Source organism: Streptomyces sp. NPDC043680, from assembly GCF_056436685.1.
This window is the reverse complement of record NZ_JBWKCE010000009.1, coordinates 72,675-91,082: the sequence shown is the minus strand read 5'-3', so window position 1 is coordinate 91,082 and position 18,408 is coordinate 72,675. Positions and strand designations below refer to the sequence as shown.

General features: G+C 74.5%; 20 protein-coding genes. 10 read left to right on the top strand and 10 right to left on the bottom strand.

What is annotated here, in order from left to right; genetic code table 11:
- The first annotated feature begins 108 nt into the window (after positions 1-108).
- Complete coding sequence (locus tag AC0666_RS19900) at positions 109-543, top strand: Hsp20/alpha crystallin family protein (protein ID WP_468579966.1); 435 nt, start codon at positions 109-111, stop codon at positions 541-543.
- A 150-nt stretch (positions 544-693) separates the two neighbouring features.
- Positions 694-1,089, top strand: a complete 396-nt coding sequence (locus tag AC0666_RS19895; protein ID WP_468579967.1) for a DUF2267 domain-containing protein — start codon at positions 694-696, stop codon at positions 1,087-1,089.
- Between the two features lie 50 nt (positions 1,090-1,139).
- On the opposite strand, the gene AC0666_RS19890 is transcribed toward AC0666_RS19895, so the two are convergent.
- On the bottom strand, positions 1,140-1,331 hold the full coding sequence (locus AC0666_RS19890; RefSeq protein WP_468964823.1) for a hypothetical protein: 192 nt from the start codon (positions 1,329-1,331) through the stop codon (positions 1,140-1,142).
- A 244-nt stretch (positions 1,332-1,575) separates the two neighbouring features.
- Between AC0666_RS19890 and AC0666_RS19885 the strand changes: the two genes are divergently transcribed.
- The gene (locus AC0666_RS19885) at positions 1,576-3,855 is read left to right on the top strand and encodes a HelD family protein (RefSeq protein ID WP_478708040.1); all 2,280 of its coding nucleotides are present in this window, start codon (positions 1,576-1,578) and stop codon (positions 3,853-3,855) included.
- Between the two features lie 22 nt (positions 3,856-3,877).
- Here the strand turns inward: AC0666_RS19885 and AC0666_RS19880 are convergent, their stop codons facing one another.
- Positions 3,878-4,741: a helix-turn-helix transcriptional regulator gene (locus AC0666_RS19880; RefSeq protein WP_468964827.1), complete on the bottom strand. Its 864-nt coding sequence runs from the start codon at positions 4,739-4,741 to the stop codon at positions 3,878-3,880.
- A 101-nt stretch (positions 4,742-4,842) separates the two neighbouring features.
- Here AC0666_RS19880 and AC0666_RS19875 point away from each other — a divergent pair, with 101 nt between their 5' ends.
- Positions 4,843-6,285 (top strand): MFS transporter, encoded by a 1,443-nt coding sequence (locus AC0666_RS19875; protein ID WP_478708039.1) that lies wholly within the window; start codon positions 4,843-4,845, stop codon positions 6,283-6,285.
- Positions 6,286-6,323: 38 nt separating this feature from the next.
- Here the strand turns inward: AC0666_RS19875 and AC0666_RS19870 are convergent, their stop codons facing one another.
- The gene (locus AC0666_RS19870; protein ID WP_468965427.1) at positions 6,324-6,860 is read right to left on the bottom strand and encodes a nucleotidyltransferase domain-containing protein; all 537 of its coding nucleotides are present in this window, start codon (positions 6,858-6,860) and stop codon (positions 6,324-6,326) included.
- A gap of 222 nt (positions 6,861-7,082) precedes the next feature.
- Between AC0666_RS19870 and AC0666_RS19865 the strand changes: the two genes are divergently transcribed.
- The 3 genes from AC0666_RS19865 (at position 7,083) to AC0666_RS19855 (ending at position 9,193) form a co-directional block, all read left to right on the top strand.
- The gene (locus AC0666_RS19865) at positions 7,083-7,625 is read left to right on the top strand and encodes a hypothetical protein (RefSeq protein WP_468964831.1); all 543 of its coding nucleotides are present in this window, start codon (positions 7,083-7,085) and stop codon (positions 7,623-7,625) included.
- Position 7,626: 1 nt separating this feature from the next.
- Entirely contained in the window at positions 7,627-8,151 is a 525-nt protein-coding gene (locus AC0666_RS19860) for a hypothetical protein (RefSeq protein WP_468964833.1), read from the top strand.
- Between the two features lie 106 nt (positions 8,152-8,257).
- The gene (locus AC0666_RS19855; protein WP_478708038.1) at positions 8,258-9,193 is read left to right on the top strand and encodes a Rieske (2Fe-2S) protein; all 936 of its coding nucleotides are present in this window, start codon (positions 8,258-8,260) and stop codon (positions 9,191-9,193) included.
- Positions 9,194-9,225: 32 nt separating this feature from the next.
- Here AC0666_RS19855 and AC0666_RS19850 read toward each other — a convergent pair whose 3' ends face one another.
- The 3 genes from AC0666_RS19850 to AC0666_RS19840 form a co-directional block, all read right to left on the bottom strand.
- Positions 9,226-10,026, bottom strand: a complete 801-nt coding sequence (locus AC0666_RS19850; protein WP_468964837.1) for an SDR family NAD(P)-dependent oxidoreductase — start codon at positions 10,024-10,026, stop codon at positions 9,226-9,228.
- Positions 10,027-10,129: 103 nt separating this feature from the next.
- Entirely contained in the window at positions 10,130-10,543 is a 414-nt protein-coding gene (locus tag AC0666_RS19845; protein WP_478708037.1) for a GPR1/FUN34/YaaH family transporter, read from the bottom strand.
- A 113-nt stretch (positions 10,544-10,656) separates the two neighbouring features.
- Entirely contained in the window at positions 10,657-11,508 is an 852-nt protein-coding gene (locus AC0666_RS19840) for an SDR family oxidoreductase (protein ID WP_468965428.1), read from the bottom strand.
- 298 nt (positions 11,509-11,806) lie between these two features.
- On the opposite strand from AC0666_RS19840, the gene AC0666_RS19835 reads away from it, so the two are divergent.
- Both AC0666_RS19835 and AC0666_RS19830 read left to right on the top strand, forming a co-directional pair.
- Positions 11,807-12,196, top strand: coding sequence for a hypothetical protein (locus AC0666_RS19835; protein WP_468579980.1), 390 nt, complete (start codon positions 11,807-11,809; stop codon positions 12,194-12,196).
- A gap of 71 nt (positions 12,197-12,267) precedes the next feature.
- Complete coding sequence (locus AC0666_RS19830) at positions 12,268-12,510, top strand: DUF6480 family protein (protein ID WP_468579982.1); 243 nt, start codon at positions 12,268-12,270, stop codon at positions 12,508-12,510.
- A 61-nt stretch (positions 12,511-12,571) separates the two neighbouring features.
- Here the strand turns inward: AC0666_RS19830 and AC0666_RS19825 are convergent, their stop codons facing one another.
- On the bottom strand, positions 12,572-13,318 hold the full coding sequence (locus tag AC0666_RS19825) for an SDR family oxidoreductase (protein WP_468964842.1): 747 nt from the start codon (positions 13,316-13,318) through the stop codon (positions 12,572-12,574).
- A 505-nt stretch (positions 13,319-13,823) separates the two neighbouring features.
- Between AC0666_RS19825 and AC0666_RS19820 the strand changes: the two genes are divergently transcribed.
- The gene (locus AC0666_RS19820) at positions 13,824-15,098 is read left to right on the top strand and encodes an MFS transporter (RefSeq protein ID WP_468965430.1); all 1,275 of its coding nucleotides are present in this window, start codon (positions 13,824-13,826) and stop codon (positions 15,096-15,098) included.
- Positions 15,099-15,232: 134 nt separating this feature from the next.
- On the opposite strand, the gene AC0666_RS19815 is transcribed toward AC0666_RS19820, so the two are convergent.
- The 3 genes from AC0666_RS19815 to AC0666_RS19805 form a co-directional block, all read right to left on the bottom strand.
- On the bottom strand, positions 15,233-16,198 hold the full coding sequence (locus AC0666_RS19815) for a glycosyltransferase family 9 protein (RefSeq protein ID WP_478708036.1): 966 nt from the start codon (positions 16,196-16,198) through the stop codon (positions 15,233-15,235).
- Between the two features lie 94 nt (positions 16,199-16,292).
- Positions 16,293-17,693, bottom strand: a complete 1,401-nt coding sequence (gene rfaE2, locus AC0666_RS19810; protein ID WP_468964846.1) for a D-glycero-beta-D-manno-heptose 1-phosphate adenylyltransferase — start codon at positions 17,691-17,693, stop codon at positions 16,293-16,295.
- Positions 17,690-18,340, bottom strand: coding sequence for a D-sedoheptulose-7-phosphate isomerase (locus tag AC0666_RS19805; RefSeq protein ID WP_478708035.1), 651 nt, complete (start codon positions 18,338-18,340; stop codon positions 17,690-17,692). Before AC0666_RS19805 ends, rfaE2 begins: the two co-directional genes overlap by 4 nt.
- Positions 18,341-18,408: the final 68 nt, after the last annotated feature.

Genomic DNA, 18,408 nt, shown 5'->3' with positions numbered 1-18,408 from the left:
TCACCGGAAAGATGACGCAGACATTGTCATCGTTTCGATGACGTGGTACAACGGGAGTACCTGGAAGCGCATGGCAGGTACTGCCTGAACGACCGGAGGTGTTTCACGATGCTGATGCGCACCGATCCGTTCCGCGAGCTCGACCGGCTCACCCAGCAGTTGACGGGATCGCCCGGCACCTGGTCGAAGCCGTCGATCATGCCGATGGACGCCTACCGCGAGGGCGATGTGTACGTGATCGCGTTCGACCTCCCCGGTGTGTCGACCGACGCCATCGACATCGACGTCGAGCGGAACATGCTGACCGTCAAGGCCGAGCGCCGGCCGACGGCGAAGGCCGGGGACGTCCAGATGGAGCTCTCCGAGCGGCCGCTGGGTGTCTTCTCGCGCCAGCTCATGCTGGCCGACACCCTCGACACGGAGCACATCCAGGCCGACTACGACGCGGGTGTCCTGACCCTGCGCATCCCCATCGCCGAGCGCGCGAAGCCTCGGAAGATCGAAATCGGCAACACCGGCGGACGCAAGGAGATCCGCGGCTGATCTGCCGCCGCCGATCGCCCGGCGATCGCCGCGACCAGCCCGGCCGGCCCACCCGGACGGCGTCGGCCGGCCACCCGGACGGCGCAGGGCGAGGGGCCACTTCCCTCCGGCATTCCCGCCCTGCGCCCGAACCCCACCGAGGGCGGCACCATGGCCATGCACCGCGAAGCGTTCCTGGACCGCGTGCGGGAACGCGGCGCCTACGACACCCCGTACGAAGCCGACCGCGCGGCCCGAGTGGTCCTCGCGCTGCTCGGCGCCCACTTGGTGGGCACGGACCGCACCGAACTGGCGGCCTGCCTGCCGGAGACCTATGCCCTGATCCTGCTGAACCCGCTGCAGGCGGCGGAGCCGCTGTCCCCCGAGCGGTTCGTCCGCGCTACGGCGGCCTGGATCGAGGGCGCCACGGAGGAGACCGCCAAATGGGACGTGGGCGCGGTCCTCAGCGTGGCGGCCGACGCCGCCGGCGCGGACCTCACCCGGCGGCTGCTGCTCCAGCTGCCGCCGGGCTATGAGCTCCTCTTCGGACAGGTCCGGGCCGGCTGACCCGGCCGGTCCCCTCACCCGTGCCCGCGGCCCGCGTGCCGTGGGCACGGTCACGAGTCGGCCGGGGCCTGCTGCATGGACTCCTGGAAGGCCGCCATGCAGGGCACGCAGTGGCGGTCCGTCTCGGCGTTGCCGCCGGGGCGGAGAGGCTGGCCGCACAGGGTGGCGGAGTGGTCGCGGGCGACGACGTGCCACACCAGGCCACTTCCCGTGACGGCCTCACCGACGTGCATTTCGTACATGTGAGTCTCCGTGGGGGTGGACAGCACTTCCTCCCACGAAACCAGCGCCCGTCCGCCCCGGCCCGGCGGGTGGTCCACCCGGGTGAGCCGCCGACGGTCGAGCGGGCCCCGTATCCCGACACAAAAAAGCCCCGGTGCGATGGACGCCCGGGGTATTTCTCTGGGTATATTTGTTGTTTCAGGTCGCCTCGAAGTGCGGCATGAAAAAGCTTTACGGGGACAGTATATCGGGTCGGGAGTGGAATTGTCAAACGAGGAATTCCGTGGCGAGCAGAAATTCATCGACGAGCTCTATGCACGTCTCGACGACCTGCGCGACCAGGCCGAACGCGCCGTACGAGGAGCCTTGAGGGAGCAGGGGACCGGGGGTCAGGCGCGGTTGGAACGAGATGTGCTGGTCGCCGAGCAGTCGGGTCTTCTTTCCGCACTGAACTCGGGGGAGGCCGGTCTCTGTTTCGGCCGGCTTGAGTTCTCCGACGGTCAGGACCACCACATCGGCCGCATCGGAATCAGGCAGGACGACACCGAACGCACCCCGCTCGTACTCGACTGGCGTGCCGACGTCGCCCGCCCGTTCTACCTCGCCACGGGTCATTTCCCCATGGGACTGCGCCGACGCCGGCACATCACCACCCGCGAGCGGCAGGTCACCGCTCTGCACGACGAGATCCTCGACCTCACCGACACCGAACGCACCGGTTTCGAGGGGGCTGCCGCGGACGCCGTCCTGCTGGCCGCGCTCGACTCCGCCCGCACAGGCCGCATGCACGACATCGTGCAGACCATCCAGGCGGAGCAGGACCACATCATCCGCTCGACCCACCGCGGCGTGCTGGTCGTCGAGGGCGGTCCGGGGACGGGGAAGACCGCCGTCGCCCTGCACCGGGCCGCCTACCTCCTCTACGCGCACCGCGAACTGCTCGCCAAGCGTGGTGTGCTCATCGTCGGGCCGAACCCCGCCTTCCTCGGCTACATCGCCGAGGTGCTCCCCGCCCTCGGCGAGACCGGGGTGCTGCTGGCCACCGTCGGTGAGCTGTTCCCCGGCATCCGGGCGACCGGCACCGACCGTCCGGGCGCCGCCGCCGTCAAGGGCCGCGCCGAGATGGCCGAGGTGCTCGCACGGGTGGTGCGCGACCGGCAGGCCCTGCCGGAGACCGTGCCCGCGGGCAGCGGCGAGGAGAGTGCGACGGTGCCCGAACCGGCCCTGGAGATCGACCACGACGACTACGGGACCCTGCTGCTGGACCGCACCATGGCCTACGAGGCCCGCGACCGGGCCCGCGCGACGGGGCTGCCGCACAACCTGGCCCGCCCCTACTTCGCCTTCCGCGTCATCGACGCCCTCACCGAGCAGCTCGCCGACCGGCTCGGCGCGGACCCGTACGGCGGTCCCAACCTGCTGGGCCCCGACGACCTCGCCCAGCTCGGCAAGGAGATCGCGACCAGTGCCGAGGTGCACGCCGCGATCGACAGCCTCTGGCCGCCCCTGACTCCCCGTCAGCTGATCTCGGACTTCCTTTCCGAGCCCACCCATCTCGCCCCGCACGACGCCGAGCTGATCCGCCGCGATCCCGGCGGCGCCGACGGGTGGACGCCCGCCGACATCCCGCTGCTCGACGAGGCCGCCGAACTGCTCGGCATCGACGACAGCGCCCAGCGCGCCGCCGAGGAACGCGAGCGGCTGGAGCGCATCGCCTACGCGCAGGGGGTCCTGGACCTCTCGCAGGGCTCGGAATCGTACGAGTTCGAGGACGCGGAGAACGAGTACCTCGCCGCGCACGACATCATCGACGCGGAGCGGATGGCGGAGCGGCACGAGGAGGCCGACCACCGCAGCACCGCCGAGCGGGCCGCCGCCGACCGCACCTGGGCCTTCGGGCACGTCATCGTGGACGAGGCGCAGGAACTGTCCGCGATGGCCTGGCGGCTGCTGATGCGCCGCTGCCCGACCCGCTCCATGACCCTGGTGGGGGACCCGGCGCAGACCGGCGACGAGGCCGGCTGCGGCTCGTGGCAGCGGATCCTGGAACCGTACGTCGGCAACCGCTGGCAGCTGGTGCGGCTCGGGGTCAACTACCGCACGCCCGCTGAGATCATGGATCTTGCCGCTGCCGTGCTGCGCGCCCGCCACCCCGGGTTCGAGCCGCCGCGTTCCGTACGGTCCACGGGCCGGCGCCCCTGGCTGCGGGCCACCGCCTCCACGGGGGAACTCGTCACCGCGGTCGCCGAAGCGGTCCGCGAGGGCACCCCGGCCGAGGGGCGGCTCGCGGTGATCGCGCCCCGCCCCCTGCACGCGGCGCTGGCACAGGCGCTGCCGGACGTACGGGCGGGGGAGGAGCCCGACCTCACCCACGCGGTCGTCCTGCTGGAGCCGCGCCAGGCCAAGGGCCTGGAGTTCGACTCCGTGATCGTCGTGGAACCCGCCGACCACCAGCCGAGCGACCTCTACGTGGCGCTGACCCGGGCGACCCAGACCCTCGGGGTGGTGCACACCGGCAACCTGCCCGAGGGGCTCGCGGTCTGAGGCCGCGGCGGCGGCCCCGGGCTCAGACGGTGGCGGGCGCCGGGGTCCGCTGGGCTTGCAGGACCTCCAACCGCCGCCGGCTCTCCTCGTCCAGCGGCACGTAGGTCACCAGGCGAGGGCCGGCCGCCGGGCCCAGCCACAGGTTGGTGTGCTCCAGGTGCAGCATGCCGACCTGCGCGTTGTGGATGGTCTTCGCCTTCGCGGACTGGGCGACCACCTCGTGGCGGGCCCACACCTCCCGGAACTCCGCCGAGGCGGTCGCCAGCCGCTTCAGCAGGGCCTTCCAGGCGGGCTCGGCCAGGTGCTCCGCCATCGAGGCCCGGAACTTGGCCGCCATCGTCCGGCCCACCTCGGCCGGGTCGACGAGGGCCGCCCGCCACTGCGCGTGGGTGAACATCAGCCACAGGCAGTTGCGGTCCTCGGGCGGCAGTGCGTCCAGGTCGCACAGCAGCCGCCCGTACGTCGTGTTGTACGCGAGGATGTCGTACCGGTTGTTCTGGATGCAGGCCGGGATCGGCGACAACTGGTCGAGCATCGCCTGCAGGGCGGGGGTGACGCTCGGGCAGGGCGCGTACGGCGTGGGGTCGGTGCTGCCGGCCAGGGCGAACAGGTGGGCCCGCTCGCTGGAGTCCAGCAGCAGCGCGCGGGCCACGGCGTCCAGGACCTGCGGGGAGACCTGGATCTCCCGGGCCTGTTCCAGCCAGGTGTACCAGGTGACCCCCACGGCGGAGAGCTGGGCGACCTCCTCGCGCCGCAGCCCCGGGGTGCGGCGGCGGGGGCCGCGCGGCAGCCCGACCTGTTCCGGGGTTATCCGCTCGCGGCGGCTGCGCAGGAACTCGGCCAGCTCGTGCCGGCGGACGTCGGTGGCCGGTGCGACAGTGGTCATGGATCAAGGGTGCCGTACCCGTGATCCCGTTGCCAGGTAGTCCTGGTACCAGGACAAGGAGACTCTGGTACCAGGCTCGGGGCGGCGGCATCGTCCGGGGTGTGACCGAAACGACCGTACGCACCGCCCGTCCGTCCCCGCCCCCCGCCGCCGCCCGAGAGGAAGCGGTCATCGGCCCGCTCGGGCTGTTCACCGTCCTGCTGGGCGCGGCGCTCCCTCTGATCGACTTCTTCATCGTCAACGTGGCGCTCCCGGCCATCGACAGCGACCTCGCGGCAGGGCCCGCCCTGCTGGAACTGGTCGTGGCGGGCTACGGCGTCGCCTACGCCGTGCTCCTCGTCCTCGGCGGCCGGCTCGGCGACACGGCCGGGCGCCGGAGGCTGTTCGTGATCGGCATGGCCGCCTTCGGGGCCACCTCGCTGGCCTGCGGCCTCGCGCCCACCGCCTGGACCCTGGTCGCGGCGCGCGTCGCCCAGGGAGCCGCGGCCGCGCTGATGCTGCCGCAGGTGCTCGCCACCATCCAGGCCACCACCCGCGGACCGCGCCGGGCCCGGGCGATGAGCCTGTACGGGGCGACCGCCGGGCTGTCCATGGTCGCCGGGCAGATCCTGGGCGGCGTCCTGGTCGCCGCCGACGTGGCCGGCTCCGGCTGGCGCTCGGCGTTCCTCGTCAACGTGCCGGTGGCCCTGCTCGGCCTGGTGCTCGCCGTCCGGGCCGTCCCGGAGACGCGTTCGGACCGGCCGGCCTCGGTCGACGTGCCCGGCACGCTCCTGCTCGCCCTGTCGCTCCTGTGCCTGCTGCTGCCGCTGACCGAGGGACGGGCCGCCGGATGGCCCCTGTGGACGTGGGTCTCGCTGGCGCTGTTCCCGTTCGCCGGTGCCGCGTTCTACCTGGCCGAGCGCCGCGCCGACCGGCTGGGCCGCACCCCGCTGGTTCCGCCGAGCCTGCTGCGCCTGCAGTCGCTGCGCCGGGGGCTGGTGATGCTGGTGCCGTTCTCGATCGGCTTCAGCGGATTCATGTTCGTGGTCGCCGTGGTCCTCCAGCAGGGCCTGCGCATGGGGCCGGTGTCGGCGGGGCTCGCGCTCGTACCGATGGCGCTCGCCTTCTTCGCCGCCTCGCTCGCCGGGCCCCGGCTGGTCGGCCGGTTCGGCAGCCGCGTCGTCACCGCCGGCGGCGTGATCCAGGCGGTCGGCATCGGCCTGCTGCTGCTCGCGCTACGCGGCGACTGGGCGGGCCTGGGCCTGGCCGAGCTGGCCCCGGGCGTCGCCGTCGCCGGCCTGGGGCAGGGCCTGCAGCTGCCGGTGCTGATGCGGTTGATGCTCTCCGACGTGCCGCCCGGCCGGGCCGGGGTGGGCAGCGGGATCATGATCACGGGCCAGCAGTCGGCGCTCGCCCTGGGCGTCGCGACGCTGGGCACCCTCTTCCTCTCCCTGACCCCGGTCCATGGGATGCGCGACGCCTTCACCGTGACCCTGCTGGTGCAGCTGGCCATGGTCGGCGCGACGGTGCTGCTGAGCCTGCGTCTGCCGCGCCTGGTGCGCTGAGCCGCTCGGCCCGCTCGGCTCGACCCGCTCCCGCGACCTCATGCGAGGTGCGGGCGGCCCCCTTGCAGCGCTGCCTCCAGCCGGGCGATGTCCTCGGCGTCCTTCACCCGGCGGGGCCGGCCCGGTACCCACACCGGCATCATGCGCTTGATCTCGATCTGCGCGGGCGGGCTCACGATCCGGCACCGCACGCCGCCCAGAGCGGCGGCCGCCCCGTCGAGCATGCCCTCCGGCCAGGGCTCGCCGGCCCAGGGGCCGCCGGCGACCACGACGCGGCCGTCGCCGTCGCGCGCCAGGAGGGCGAAACTGCTCTCCACGCCCTGCTTGCCGAAGTCGAGCTGCTGGTCCGGCGGGGGGCCGGGCAGTGGCTCGTAGCCGCGGCTCGGCAACCCCTCGTTCAGCCGGTCGACGTCGTGGGCCCAGGCGAACCAGTCGACGTCCTCGTGATCGCGGGTGACCTCGCCGAGGAAGAAGTCCATGGCCCAGCCCCCGCGGAGCCACACCTCGGCTCCGACGCCCTCGGCGATCTCCACGGTCTCGGCGATGAGCCGGAGCTGCAGGGCAGCGCGTTGCATGTCCACGGCAGAGCAGACTACGGCTGCGGCCTCCTTGCCGCCGCCGGATTCTCCGCCGCGCGGGCGGCTCCCGCAACGCGGCCCAGGAACAACAGGGTTGCGCGCGAACCGGGGCCGGGGAGGCGGCAGGCGGCCGAACGGCATCGCGGGCCTGGTTTGCAGGGTGGGGCGGGGGGCAGGCGCCGGGCGAATGCGGGGGTGAGGGCACGACTGGAGGTCCTGATGACCACGAGCATGCTCATTACGATCATCGTTATCGTCGTGGTGGTACTGATCGCCCTGGGGGTGGGGCTGCGGCTGATGTCGCGCCGGCGGCATCTGAGGGAGCAGTTCGGGCCGGAGTACGACCGCACGGTCGAGTCCGAGGGCGGCCGGAGGGCCGCCGAGCGCGAACTGCGGGCGCGTGAGCAGCGCCACGAGAAGCTGGACATCAAGGAGCTGCCCCCGGCGCGCCGCGAGCAGTACGCCAACGACTGGCGGGACGTCCAGGAGCGTTTCGTGGACCGCCCGGCCGACTCCGTGGGCGAGGCCGACGAGCTGGTGACCCGGCTCATGCGCGAGCGGGGCTACCCGACCGACGGCTACCAGCACCAGCTGCGGGACCTGTCCGTCGATCACGGCCGGACCCTGGAGCACTACCGCGCCGCCCACGAGGTGAACGTACGCAGCAGCGGGGGACAGGCGACGACGGAGGAGCTGCGCGGCGCCATGGTGCACTACCGCGCCCTCTTCCAGGAACTCCTCAGCGAGGAAGGAGGGCGATGACATGCACGTGAACGACGACGCGGCCGACCGGCCCGGTGAGAGCGGTCTGAGCACCGAGAACCTGGCCCACCCCGACAAGGAGCGGGACACGGCCGTCTACCCCGGCGAGGCCACGGCAGGCTGGGGTACCGGCGCGGGCGACGAGGCGGGTGCGGGCGCCGACGAAGGGGACGCACGCGCGGAGACCGACGCAACGGAAGCGGCCGAGGAGACGGGCGCCGGCGGAACCACCGCCGGGGACGCGGACGCGGGGCAGGACGAACCGCTGCTGTCCCGGGAGGAGGCGGAGAGGTTCCAGACCGAATGGAGCGAGATCCAGGGGCGCTTCGTCGACGAGCCCAAGGAGGCCGTGAGGGCCGCGGACACCCTCGTCGCCGAGGTGATGCAGACCCTCGCCCAGACGTTCAACTCGCACAAGCAGGACTTGGAAGGCCAGTGGACCCGCGGCGAGGAGGTCGCCACCGAGGAGCTGCGGCTCGCCCTGCAGCGCTACCGCTCGTTCTTCACGCGCCTGCTCAAGACCTGAAACGCCAGGCAGCGCGCCGAGATCTGCGCGCCCGGTCGGGACACGGAAGCCTCCGGTCTCCCGGGCGCGCATCCATACCCCCGGCCGTCCGGGGTAGGCGCCGGACATGAACACACGACGGATGGTTTCCTCACTCGGCGCCACGGCCCGCACCAGCGCGACGGGCCCCGGCCCGGTCCTGACGGCCGTGGAACGGCTGGAACAGGCGCCGCAAGCCGACGCGTTGATCGGCGCGATCCGCCGGGCGGTACGGGCCCTGCCCCTGGGGGAGGCGCGCGACGTGCTGCACGGCCGCCCCCTCGGCCACCCGGTCCACCCCCTCCTCGTCCAGGTTCCGATCGGCACCTGGCTCTCGGCCGCGGTCCTCGACCTGCTCCCCGGCCAGCGGCGCGCGGCGCACGCCCTCGTCGGAGCAGGGTTGGCCGCCGCGGCTCCCGCCGCGGTCGCCGGCTGGACCGACTGGGCCGAGCTGCCGCCCGAACAGGCCCGGGTCGGCCTGGTCCACGCACTCGCCAACTCCGCGGGGGTCTTCCTCTACGCAGGCTCCTTCCTGGCCAGGACCCGCGGGCGCGTCTGGCGCGGCAAGGCGCTGGCCATGGCAGGCCTCGCCGCGGTCGGGGTGGGCGGGGCACTCGGCGGGCACCTGGCCTACCGGCAGGCCGCGGGCGCGAACCACGCCGAAGAGGTCGCACACCTGGTGGGGGAGGGCTGGCACCGCCTCGGGCCCGTTCCCGACTTCGCCGTGGGGCGGGCGGTGCGCACCTCCGTCGACGGCGTGGACGTGCTCGCCGTGCGCGAGGCGGGGGGCGGGGTCCGCGTGCTGGCCGACCGCTGCTCCCACATGGGTGGCCCGCTGTCCGAAGGGGAGCTCGTCGACGGCTGCGTCCGCTGCCCCTGGCACGGCAGCCGCTTCCGCCTCTCGGACGGCTGGAACGTCGAGGGGCCGGCCACCGCCCCCCAGCCGGCCTTCGAGACGCGCATCGTGGACGGCCACGTCGAGGCCCGGCTGCGCCGCTCCCACGAGTCGCGCCCGCGGAGCTGAGGAGCCGGGGCCGAGGAGCCGGGGCGCCCGCCCTACAGGTGGCTTCGGCTGCGGCCAGGCTCGGCCATCCGCCGGTGCAGGGCCGCTTTCGCGCGCCGGGGTAGCGCGTGCGTCGCCAGCTCCTGGCCGCGAGTGCGCAGGGAACCCGCCACGACCTGGGCCCGCCCGGCCATCAGCGCCTCGTACGCCTGCCGGGCCACCAGGCCCGGGTCGTCCTTCCGGGACCGGCCGATCCGCGTGTTGAGCAGGCCCGCCCGGACGAAGAAAGGCGTGTCCGTCGGCCCCGGGAGGAGCACCGTCACCGTGACGCCGGTGCCCTCCAGCTCGGTGCGCAGGGCGAGTCCGAAGGAGTGCAGGAACGCCTTGGACGCGTTGTAGACCGCGTGGAAGGGCCCCGGCATCTCGGCCGCGACCGAGGAGGTGATCAGCAGCCGGCCCTCGCCCCGGTCCCGCATGTCCTCCAGCAGCCGGCGCGCCAGGTGGACCGTGGAGACGATGTTGAGGTCGATCACCCGGGCCAGATCCGCGAGGTCGGTGTCCAGGAAGGCGCCGCCCCGTCCGATCCCGGCGTTCAGGACCACGGCACCGATCGGCCGCTTCCCGGCCCGGACCTCCTGCACGAGCGTCTCGGCGCCGTCGAAGGTGGCGAGGTCCGCCCGTACGGCCCGGACCTGCTCCGCATGGAGCTCCAGCCGCTCCGCCGCTGCGTCGAGCGCGCCGTCCTCCGCGCTGATGACGAGGTCGTGTCCGTGCAGGGCGAACTCCCGGGCCAGCTCGAAACCGATCCCGCTGGAGGCGCCGGTGACCACGGCCAGTGGACGCGAGGTGTTCATGCGCGGCGCCTACCCCCGGCCGGTTGCGGCTACGCCCGCCCCGGGGGCTGCCACGCCCGGCCGCCCGCGGCCGCGCAAGCCCGCTCAGAGCTGCGGGAGCCGCTCAGAGCTGCGGGCGTACGCCCGGCTCGACGGCGACGCCTCCCGGGCCGCGCGGCCCCACCGGGAGCCGGCCGCCCGCCCGGCCGAGGGGGAGCACCGCCCGGCCGTGCGCGTCCTCCACCGCGAAGGCGAGCGCCGCGTAGAACGCCGAGGCCGCCGATACGAGCCCGGTGACGCCGGCCGCCACCTCCCAGCCGTGCGCCCCGGACAGCTCGTACACGCCGGTCAGCAGGAAGCGCAGCGCGGCGAGCCCCAGTACGGCGGAGACCACGACCCGGGAGCGGCCGCCGGCTCCGACCGGGATCAGCAGCGCCACGCCCGAGACCAGCAGGAGCAGGCCCAGTGCCTTGCTGACGCCGCCCGGGGGCCCCGCACCCAGGATCGAGCCGGTGGCCAGCCACGTGGCGGCGAGCACGGCCGAAGGGGAAGCGGCGTGCCCAGGGCCCGCAGCTGGACCGTCGCGACGACGTCGTCCCGGTCCGGCGCCCGGTGCACCTGATCCGACATGTCGACCTCCTCGGTGGAGCGTCAGGGGAGAGGGGTCCCCCCGGTCGCGTTGAGGATCTCGGCGGTCACGTAACTCGCCCGGGAGGACGCGAGGAACACGTACGCCGGAGCCATTTCCGCAGGCTGCGCGGGGCGGCCGAGCGGGCTCTGCTTACCGAACTCGGCGGTGTCCGGCATGGTCGAGGCGATCAGGGGCGTCCACACGGGGCCCGGGGCCACGGCGTTGACCCGGATGCCGTCCGCGGCCACCATCTGGGCGAGGCCCTGGGTGAAGGTGACGATGGCGCCCTTGGTCATGGCGTAGTCCAGGAGGGGCGGGCTCGGCTTGTAGGCCTGCACGGACGTGGTGTTGATGATGCTGCCTCCGGCCGGCATGTGGGCGAGGGCGAGTTTCGACAGCCAGAACATGCCGTACAGATTGGTGCGCACGACGCGGTCGAACTGCTCCGTGGTGATGGCCTGGATGCCGTCGGGCTGCGCCATCTGGTACGCGGCGTTGTTGACCAGGACGTCGATCCGGCCGAACTCGGCCACCGCCCGCTCCACCAGCGCCCCGCACTGCTCCTCCTCGCGGATGTCACAGGCCACGGGCACGGCCTTGCGGCCTGCCTCCTCCACCAGGCGGGTGGTCTGCTCCGCGTCGGCCTCCTCCTCCGGCAGGTACGAGAAGAGGACGTCGGCCCCTTCGCGGGCGAAGGCCAGGGCAACGGCCCGGCCGATGCCGGAGTCGCCGCCGGTGATCACCGCCTTGCGGTCCAGGAGCAGCCCGCTGCCGCGGTACGAGCCCTCACCGTGGTCGGGCACCGGGTCCATCGGCGCCGTGTGCCCCGGTGGCTCCTGCTCCTGGCGGGGGAAGTCCGGACGCGGGTACATGGTGGTCGGGTCGGGCGCCCCGCCCCCGCGCTCCGCTGCGCTGCCCTGTGCTGCGCTGCCCTGTGCTGCGCTGCCCTGTGTTGCACTGCTCTGTGCTGCACTGCCTTCCACTGCGTTGCCGTCCACAGCGGTTCCTTCCTTCCGACGGCTCATGGCAGCGGGCGCCTGCCCTTCCTCCCGGTGCCCATGCCTGCGGCACAGCGCACCCGCCCCTACCGGAGGGTCTGATTCCGGTTTGAGGCGGGAGGAGCGGGCAGACGCTCGCCGCAAGACTTCCTTCGAGAAGGGCGGACCGGTCATGTCCAAGCAGCCCACGTCACACCCCTCACACGGCGAGGGGCCCAGCAGGCACAAGGGCACCGAGCAGCACGGCTGGTCGCCCGACGTGAACGCCACGCACCAGGAGGAGAACCCGAGCGCCCGGCGTTCGTTCCACACCGAAGAGAACACCCCTGACTCTCCGCAGCGCTCCACGCGCTCGCCCGGGGACCGGAAAGCCGACGAAGGCACCCCGGTCAAGAGCGACAGCCGCAGCGGGGAGAAGCGGTCCCGGAAGTCCGGGGACGCAAAGGGCCACCACGACCTCGGCACCCGCGGACGCTCGCAGCGCCCCAGCGGGGGCAAGGACGCCGACGCCTTCACCGGCGTGGACCCCCAGCACCCGACCGAGCAGCACCGACGGGGCTGACGTCCTGACGAGCCCCATGACCCGGGCGAAACGGCATGCATGACGCCGCCCAGGACGGGGAGCCGCCCTGTATGAGCAAAGAATTCCCGGAAAGCAATCCGGACCCCGACCCCCGCGTGACCCCGGGACTCGAACCGGGCGGCGGCGTGCCGCCCGGGGAGACCCCGCCCGGTGAGGCCAGCACCGCCACCGGCGCAGGACCCCACCGGCCGCCCAAGCGCGGGTGGGCCGGCGGTCCGCTCACCGTGATCGTGCTGCTGGCCGTGCTGGTCGCCCTGTTCTTCCTGATCTACGGCATCGTGGTCGCCCTCTGACCCGGTGCACCTCCGGCGGCGCCCGCCCGGGGCACCGCTCCCGAGGGACCGATCGGACCGCTCAGGGCCAGGACGGCTCCCGGCGCGGTACGACGACCAGCTCCCCCACCACACTGCCCGCCGGCGCCGACAGGGCGTACAGCACCGTGTCGGCCACGATGTCCGGGCTCTGCAGCATCGACACGTCCGCGTCGGGGAACCGCTCCAGGATGAAAGCGGTCTCCATCCCGCCGGCGATGATCCCGGTGACGCCGATGCCCACGCAGTCGCGCTGCGCCTCCTTGAAGAGCGTGTGCGTGAACGCCCGCAGCCCCGACTTGCTGGCCGAGTACGGCCCGGCCTCGGTCCAGGTGCGGTTCGCCGCCGTGGACAGGATGTTGACGATGTGGCCGCCGCCCCGGGCCACCATCCGGCGGTAGCCCTCCAGGCACAGGTACATCGGCCCGAGGAGATTGGTGGTGACCACCTGGGTCACCTCCTGCGCGGTCAGGTGCTCGGCCGACTTGGACACGTCCACCGCCGCGTTGTTGACCAGGATGTCCACGGCCCGGCCGGCCTCGTCCAGGTCCCGGAACACATCGGCGACAGCGCCGGGGTCGCGGACGTCCAGTTCGACGTAACGGGCCTGGAGCCCCTGGGCCATCAGGTCCTCGCACAGCTCCTTCGCCAGGTCCCGGCGTAGATCGGCCACGAGGACCGAGGCCCCCGCCGCGGCCAGCCGCCGGCAGATGGCCGCGCCCAGTCCGCGGGCCCCGCCGGTCACCAGTGCCTGTTTTCCGTGCAGATCCACGTACGCCGCGCTGCTCATCCGCTGCCTTCCGTCGTCGGGCTCCCGTCCGCCCGGGCGCTTCGGCCGCGCACCGGACGGCGCTTCGCTTCCCCACTGTCGTCGGCGGCTCCCCGACCGGCACTCCGGATTAGGCCGCAGGGCGGCACACGGGCCGGCCGAAGGGTGAACCGCGGGTGGGCGCCGGGGCCCTGTGAGCAAACCCACGGACGGAGAACCGGCCCGGACGCCCCAAGGGAGTCCGCCGCCGACGGCGACAGGTGTGGCCCACGGCACCGGCACAGGCCCGGAAGCTTCTGCCACCATGGTCCGCCGGGACCGTTCCTGCCTCTGTCCGCCGCGCGCCCTTCGCGAAGGCGGGCCCGGAGCGCGCGTTCCCCGCCCCTTCCTCGCCAGCCGAGCTCCGCGCTCCGTCCCGGGTATCCCTGTGTCTTCCTCCTCCACCACGCCCTCGCACGCCGCCGCCCAGACCCCGCCCCCCGCCGCCGCCGACCGCTCGCCGTGGCGCTCGCTGCGCTACCGCAGCATGCGCTGGTGGGCCGTGGCCAACTTCGTGTCCAACGCGGGCACGTGGATGCAGCTGACGGTGCAGAACCTGCTCGTACTCCAGATCACGGGCTCGGCCGCCGCCACCGGACTGTCCATCTCCATCCAGGTGGCGCCGGGCCTGCTCCTCGGCCTCGCCGGAGGCGCCGCCGTCGACCGCTGGCCGCGGAAGCTGACCGCCGCCGCCGGCCAGGGCCTGCTCGGGGCGGTGGCCCTGGTGACGGCCGTCCTGGTCGCCCTGGACCAGCTGAACCTCCCGCTGCTGATGGCCCTGGCGGCGGTCACCGGCCTCATCGCCACGGTCGACGGCCCCGCCTGCGCCCTGCTCGGCAACGACCTCGTCCGCACGCAGGACGTGCCCTCCGCCATCGGCGTCGGCTCGCTCGTGCACAGCGCCGGCCGGCTGGCGGGCGCCGCGCTCGCCGGGGTGGCCGTCGGCGTGCTGGGCACGGCCGCCGCCTACGCGGCCAACGGCCTCTCCTTCCTGTTCGTGGCGTGCGTCATCCCCTTCCTCAAGGCGGCCCGGCCCGCGGAGCGGGACGAACGGGCGCCGCAGCCCGCCCGCGCCGAGGGCGGGCCCGCCGCGCAGGCCGAGCCCGAAGCCCTCAGCGCCCGGCAGGGGCTCGCCTTCTTCATGGGCCGCCCCCGGCTGGTCGCCCTGGCGGCCCTCAACGGCATCAGCGCGCTCTTCGGCCGGAACTACTCCCTCACCCTCGTGGTGCTGGTCACCGGGCCGCTCGCCGGTGACGCCTCCTCCTTCAGCAAGGTCTCCACGGTCCTCGCCGTGGGCGGCATCCTCGGCGCGGTGCTGGGGGCCCGGCTGCACCGGCCGAGCGTCCGGCTCGTCGGTGTCCTGACGGCCGCGGGCGGGCTGCTCCAGATCCTGGCGGGGCTCTCCCCTTCCCTGGCCGTGCTGCTCGTCCTGGTCCTGCCGATGGCGGTGGCGGAGTCCGTCGCGGACACCGCCCAGTCCACGGTCCTGCAGACCGACCCGCCGGCCCGCATGCGGGGCCGGGTGCTCGGGGCCTGGTCCAGCATCCGTACGGTGTGGGGCCTCGCCGCGCCGCCGACGCTGGGCCTGATGATGGAACTGGCCGGAGTCCGCGCCGCGCTCGTGGCGGGCGGCCTCGTCGTCACGGCGGCCGTCGCCTCGGGCTACCTGCTCCGCGGCCGCCGCTCCCGCCCGGCCCCGGTCCTCATCTCCGCCGACCCCGTCCCGACCGCCATTCGCCCCGCCCTGGGCACCGCGGCCTGACCTCGCCCTCCACCGCGCCGCTCAACCCCGGCCCGGGCCGGCCCCCCGGCAGGGCCGGGGCGTACGTCCCGAACACCGGCGGACCGCGGCGGTGCGGGGCGCAGCGCCCGGACGTCTCCCGGGCGGGCGCCGCGTCACCGTGCGGGCAGCTCCCGGCCGGCCAGGGTCCGTACGGCCGCCAGCACCTCGTCCACCGTGATCCGCAGCAGCCGCGGGTCCGGCGCCGGCCCGTGGGCGTCGCCGGGCCGCAGCGGGTCGTCGCCGGCGCCGGGATGCCACAGCACCCGGTGCGGGCCGACCGGCGGCGGACCCCACAGCCGCGGCGCCACCGGACCGAAGAGGACCACCGACGGCGTACCGAGCGCCGAAGCGAGGTGGGCCAGGCCCGTGTCGCCCACCACCACGCACCGGGCCTGCGCCACCAGCGCGGCCAGTTCCCCGAACGGCACGTCCGCGGCCCCTCCCACCACGGCCCCCGGCGGCAGCTGCGCCAGCGCCGCAACCTCCCGCGCGAGCGGGCCCTCGCCCTGCCCCGCGGTGACCAGCACCCGGTGGCCCTGCGCGGCCAGCGCACGGGCCACCGTCGCGAACCGGGCCGCCGGCCACCGCCGGGCCGCCGCATCCGCGCCCGGATGCACCAGGACCGCCCCCGGCGCCGGCGAGGCCTGCACGGGCCGCGGGATCCGCAGCGCGTCGGGGTCCGCGGGGATGCCGTACCAGCGCAGCAGCCGGCACCAGCGCACCCGCTCGTGCTCGTCCGCACGCCAATGCGGCCCGGTGATCTCCGGCAGCTCGGCATGCCGGAAGCCGAACAGCCGGCGCGGTCGCAGCCGCTGGAGCAGCAGCCGGCTCGGCGGCCCGTTGCCGTGCAGGTCGACCCCGATGTCCGGGGGCGGCCCGGACCAGCCCAGCGCTCCCGGGACGGCACGCCCCGGCGCGTACGCGGGCAGCAGGCGGTCCACCAGCCCGGTGGCGCGGGCCGCCTCGGCCAGCCGGTCGGGGGCGGCCAGGACGAGCTCGTGGTGGGGCAGCGCCCTGCGCAGGGCGCGCAGCGCGGGCACGGCGGTGAGCAGGTCCCCCAGCCCCAGCGCGCGCAGCACCAGAACACTGGGCCTCGGGTGCGGCCCGGCCGGGGAGGCCCCTCGGCCCGGCTCACCGGCCCGTGTCATCGCCGGTCCCCGCCGGCTCCGGGCCTCACCCGCTCTCACCGCTGCTGCCGACCGCGGCGGCATGCGCTGCGCGGCGGGCGAGGCGGCTCGTGGACCGGCCGTCCAGGTACGGCAGGACCACCGCCTGGCCGCCCCAGGCCCGCAGCACCGAAGCCTCCGGCAGGTCCTCCGCCGAGTAGTCGCCGCCCTTGACCCACACGTCGGGCCGCAGGGAGTGCAGCAGCACCGCCGGGGTGTCCTCCTCGAAGGCGACCACGGCGTCCACGCTGCCCAGGGCCGCCAGGACGCGCATCCGGTCCTCCAGCGGGGTCAGCGGACGCCCCGGCCCCTTGAGCCGCCTGAGCGAATCGTCCGAGTTCACGCACACGATGAGGCAGTCCCCGATCCGCCGGGCACTGTCCAGCAGGCCCACGTGCCCGGCGTGCAGCAGGTCGAAGCAGCCGCCGGTCGCCACGACCGTCCCGCCGCGCGCCCGTACGGCCTCGGCGAGCGCGAAGACGTCGTCGTCCGCGCGGGGGTCGGCGCCGGCGGTCGGGCCCCGCCACAGCGCGGGGTCGCCGGCGCCGCCGGCCGCCACGAACGCGGCCGCCCCCGCCACGGCCTGCTGGACCGCCTCCTCCGGCAGGGCGCCGTCGGCGAGCGCGGCCGCCGCGAGAGCGGCGAAGCAGTCACCGGCCCCGCACGGATCACCCGCGGCCCGGTAGGGCGCGGGGACCAGCATCGGTGCGGTGGAGCGCGCCCGGGCCAGCAGCACCCCCCGGTCGCCGAGGGTGACGGCGACCGAGGCCGCGGCCCAGCGTTCGGCCAGCTCGGCGCCCCGCCGGGCGTGCGCCCCCAGCGAGTCGCCCTCGTCCGGGCTGAGCGCCGCCGCCTCGGCCGCGTTCGGCGTGACCAGACGGGCCCCCGGCACGGGAGCTCCGCCCCGCGGGTGCGGATCCCAGACGAGGGGTACGCGGTGCGCCGCCTCGGCGAGCATCGGGCGTACGGCCTCGGCGGTCCCCCGGCCGTAGTCGGCGACCAGGACGGCGCGCGCCCCGGCGAGCGCCTCCCGTACGGCCTCGGTCGCAGGACCCACCTCGCCGCCGCCGCGGTCGATCCGCACCAGCGGGCGGCCGCCGGCCAGCACCCGGGTCTTGACGGGCAGGGTCCCGTCCAGCGGGAGTTCCACAAGCCGTACCCGCCCGCGCAGGCCGTCGCGGACGGTCTCGCTGGCGGCGTCCTCGCCGAGCGCGGTGACCAGCACCACCTCGCGGCCCGACCGGGCGGCGAGGACGGCGGCCAGCCCGGCGCCGCCGGGATGGCAGAGGTCGGTGGTGACGTCGACGACCGGTGCGGGCCCGTCCGGGGTGAGCCGGCCGGCGGTTCCTGCGATGTCGTGGTCGAGCAGGACGTCGCCGACGACGACGAGCGGCTGGGGTGAGGTCACGGCGTCCTCCTGACCGGGGTCGCGGCGGGGCGTGCAGTACGGGTGCGCGGGCGGGGGCCGTCCCCGCCGAGGGCCGTGTCGAAGGCCTCGCACAGCAGGTGCACGGCCACGAGGTGGGCCTCCTGCACCGTGGCGGTGGCGGACGCGTCGATGCACAGCGCTTCGTCGGCGGCCTCCGCCAGCGGGTTGGGAGCCGCACCGGTGAGGGCCCACACCTCCATGCCGGCCGAGCGGGCCGTCATCGCCGCCGCCAGCAGGTTGGTGCTGCGGCCGGAGGTCGACAGCAGGACCAGCACGTCGCCGTCCCGGCCGTGGGCCGCCACCTGGCGGGCGTAGACGTGCTCGAAGCCGTAGTCGTTGCCGATGGCGGTCACGCTGGAGGTCTCCGCATGCAGGGCGATGGCCGAGTAGGCGGGCCGTTCCCGGCGATACCGGCCGACCAGTTCCGCGGTCAGGTGCTGGGCCTGGGCTGCGCTGCCGCCGTTGCCGGCCGCGAGGAGCCGGCCCCCGGAGGGCAGGACGGCGGCGAGCCGGCCGCCCCAGCGGGTGAGCTGGTCGAGGCCGTCGCGGCGCAGGCGCTCCAGCGCGTCCTGGAGCGACCGGCAGTGCTGGTGGGCATCCGCATCGGGCAGGGGTGATCGGTTCATGGCGTCGGGGCGGCTGCTCCGCGGAGCGGCCGCGCCCCACCTCCTTCACGCATCGGTCCTGTGGGGCG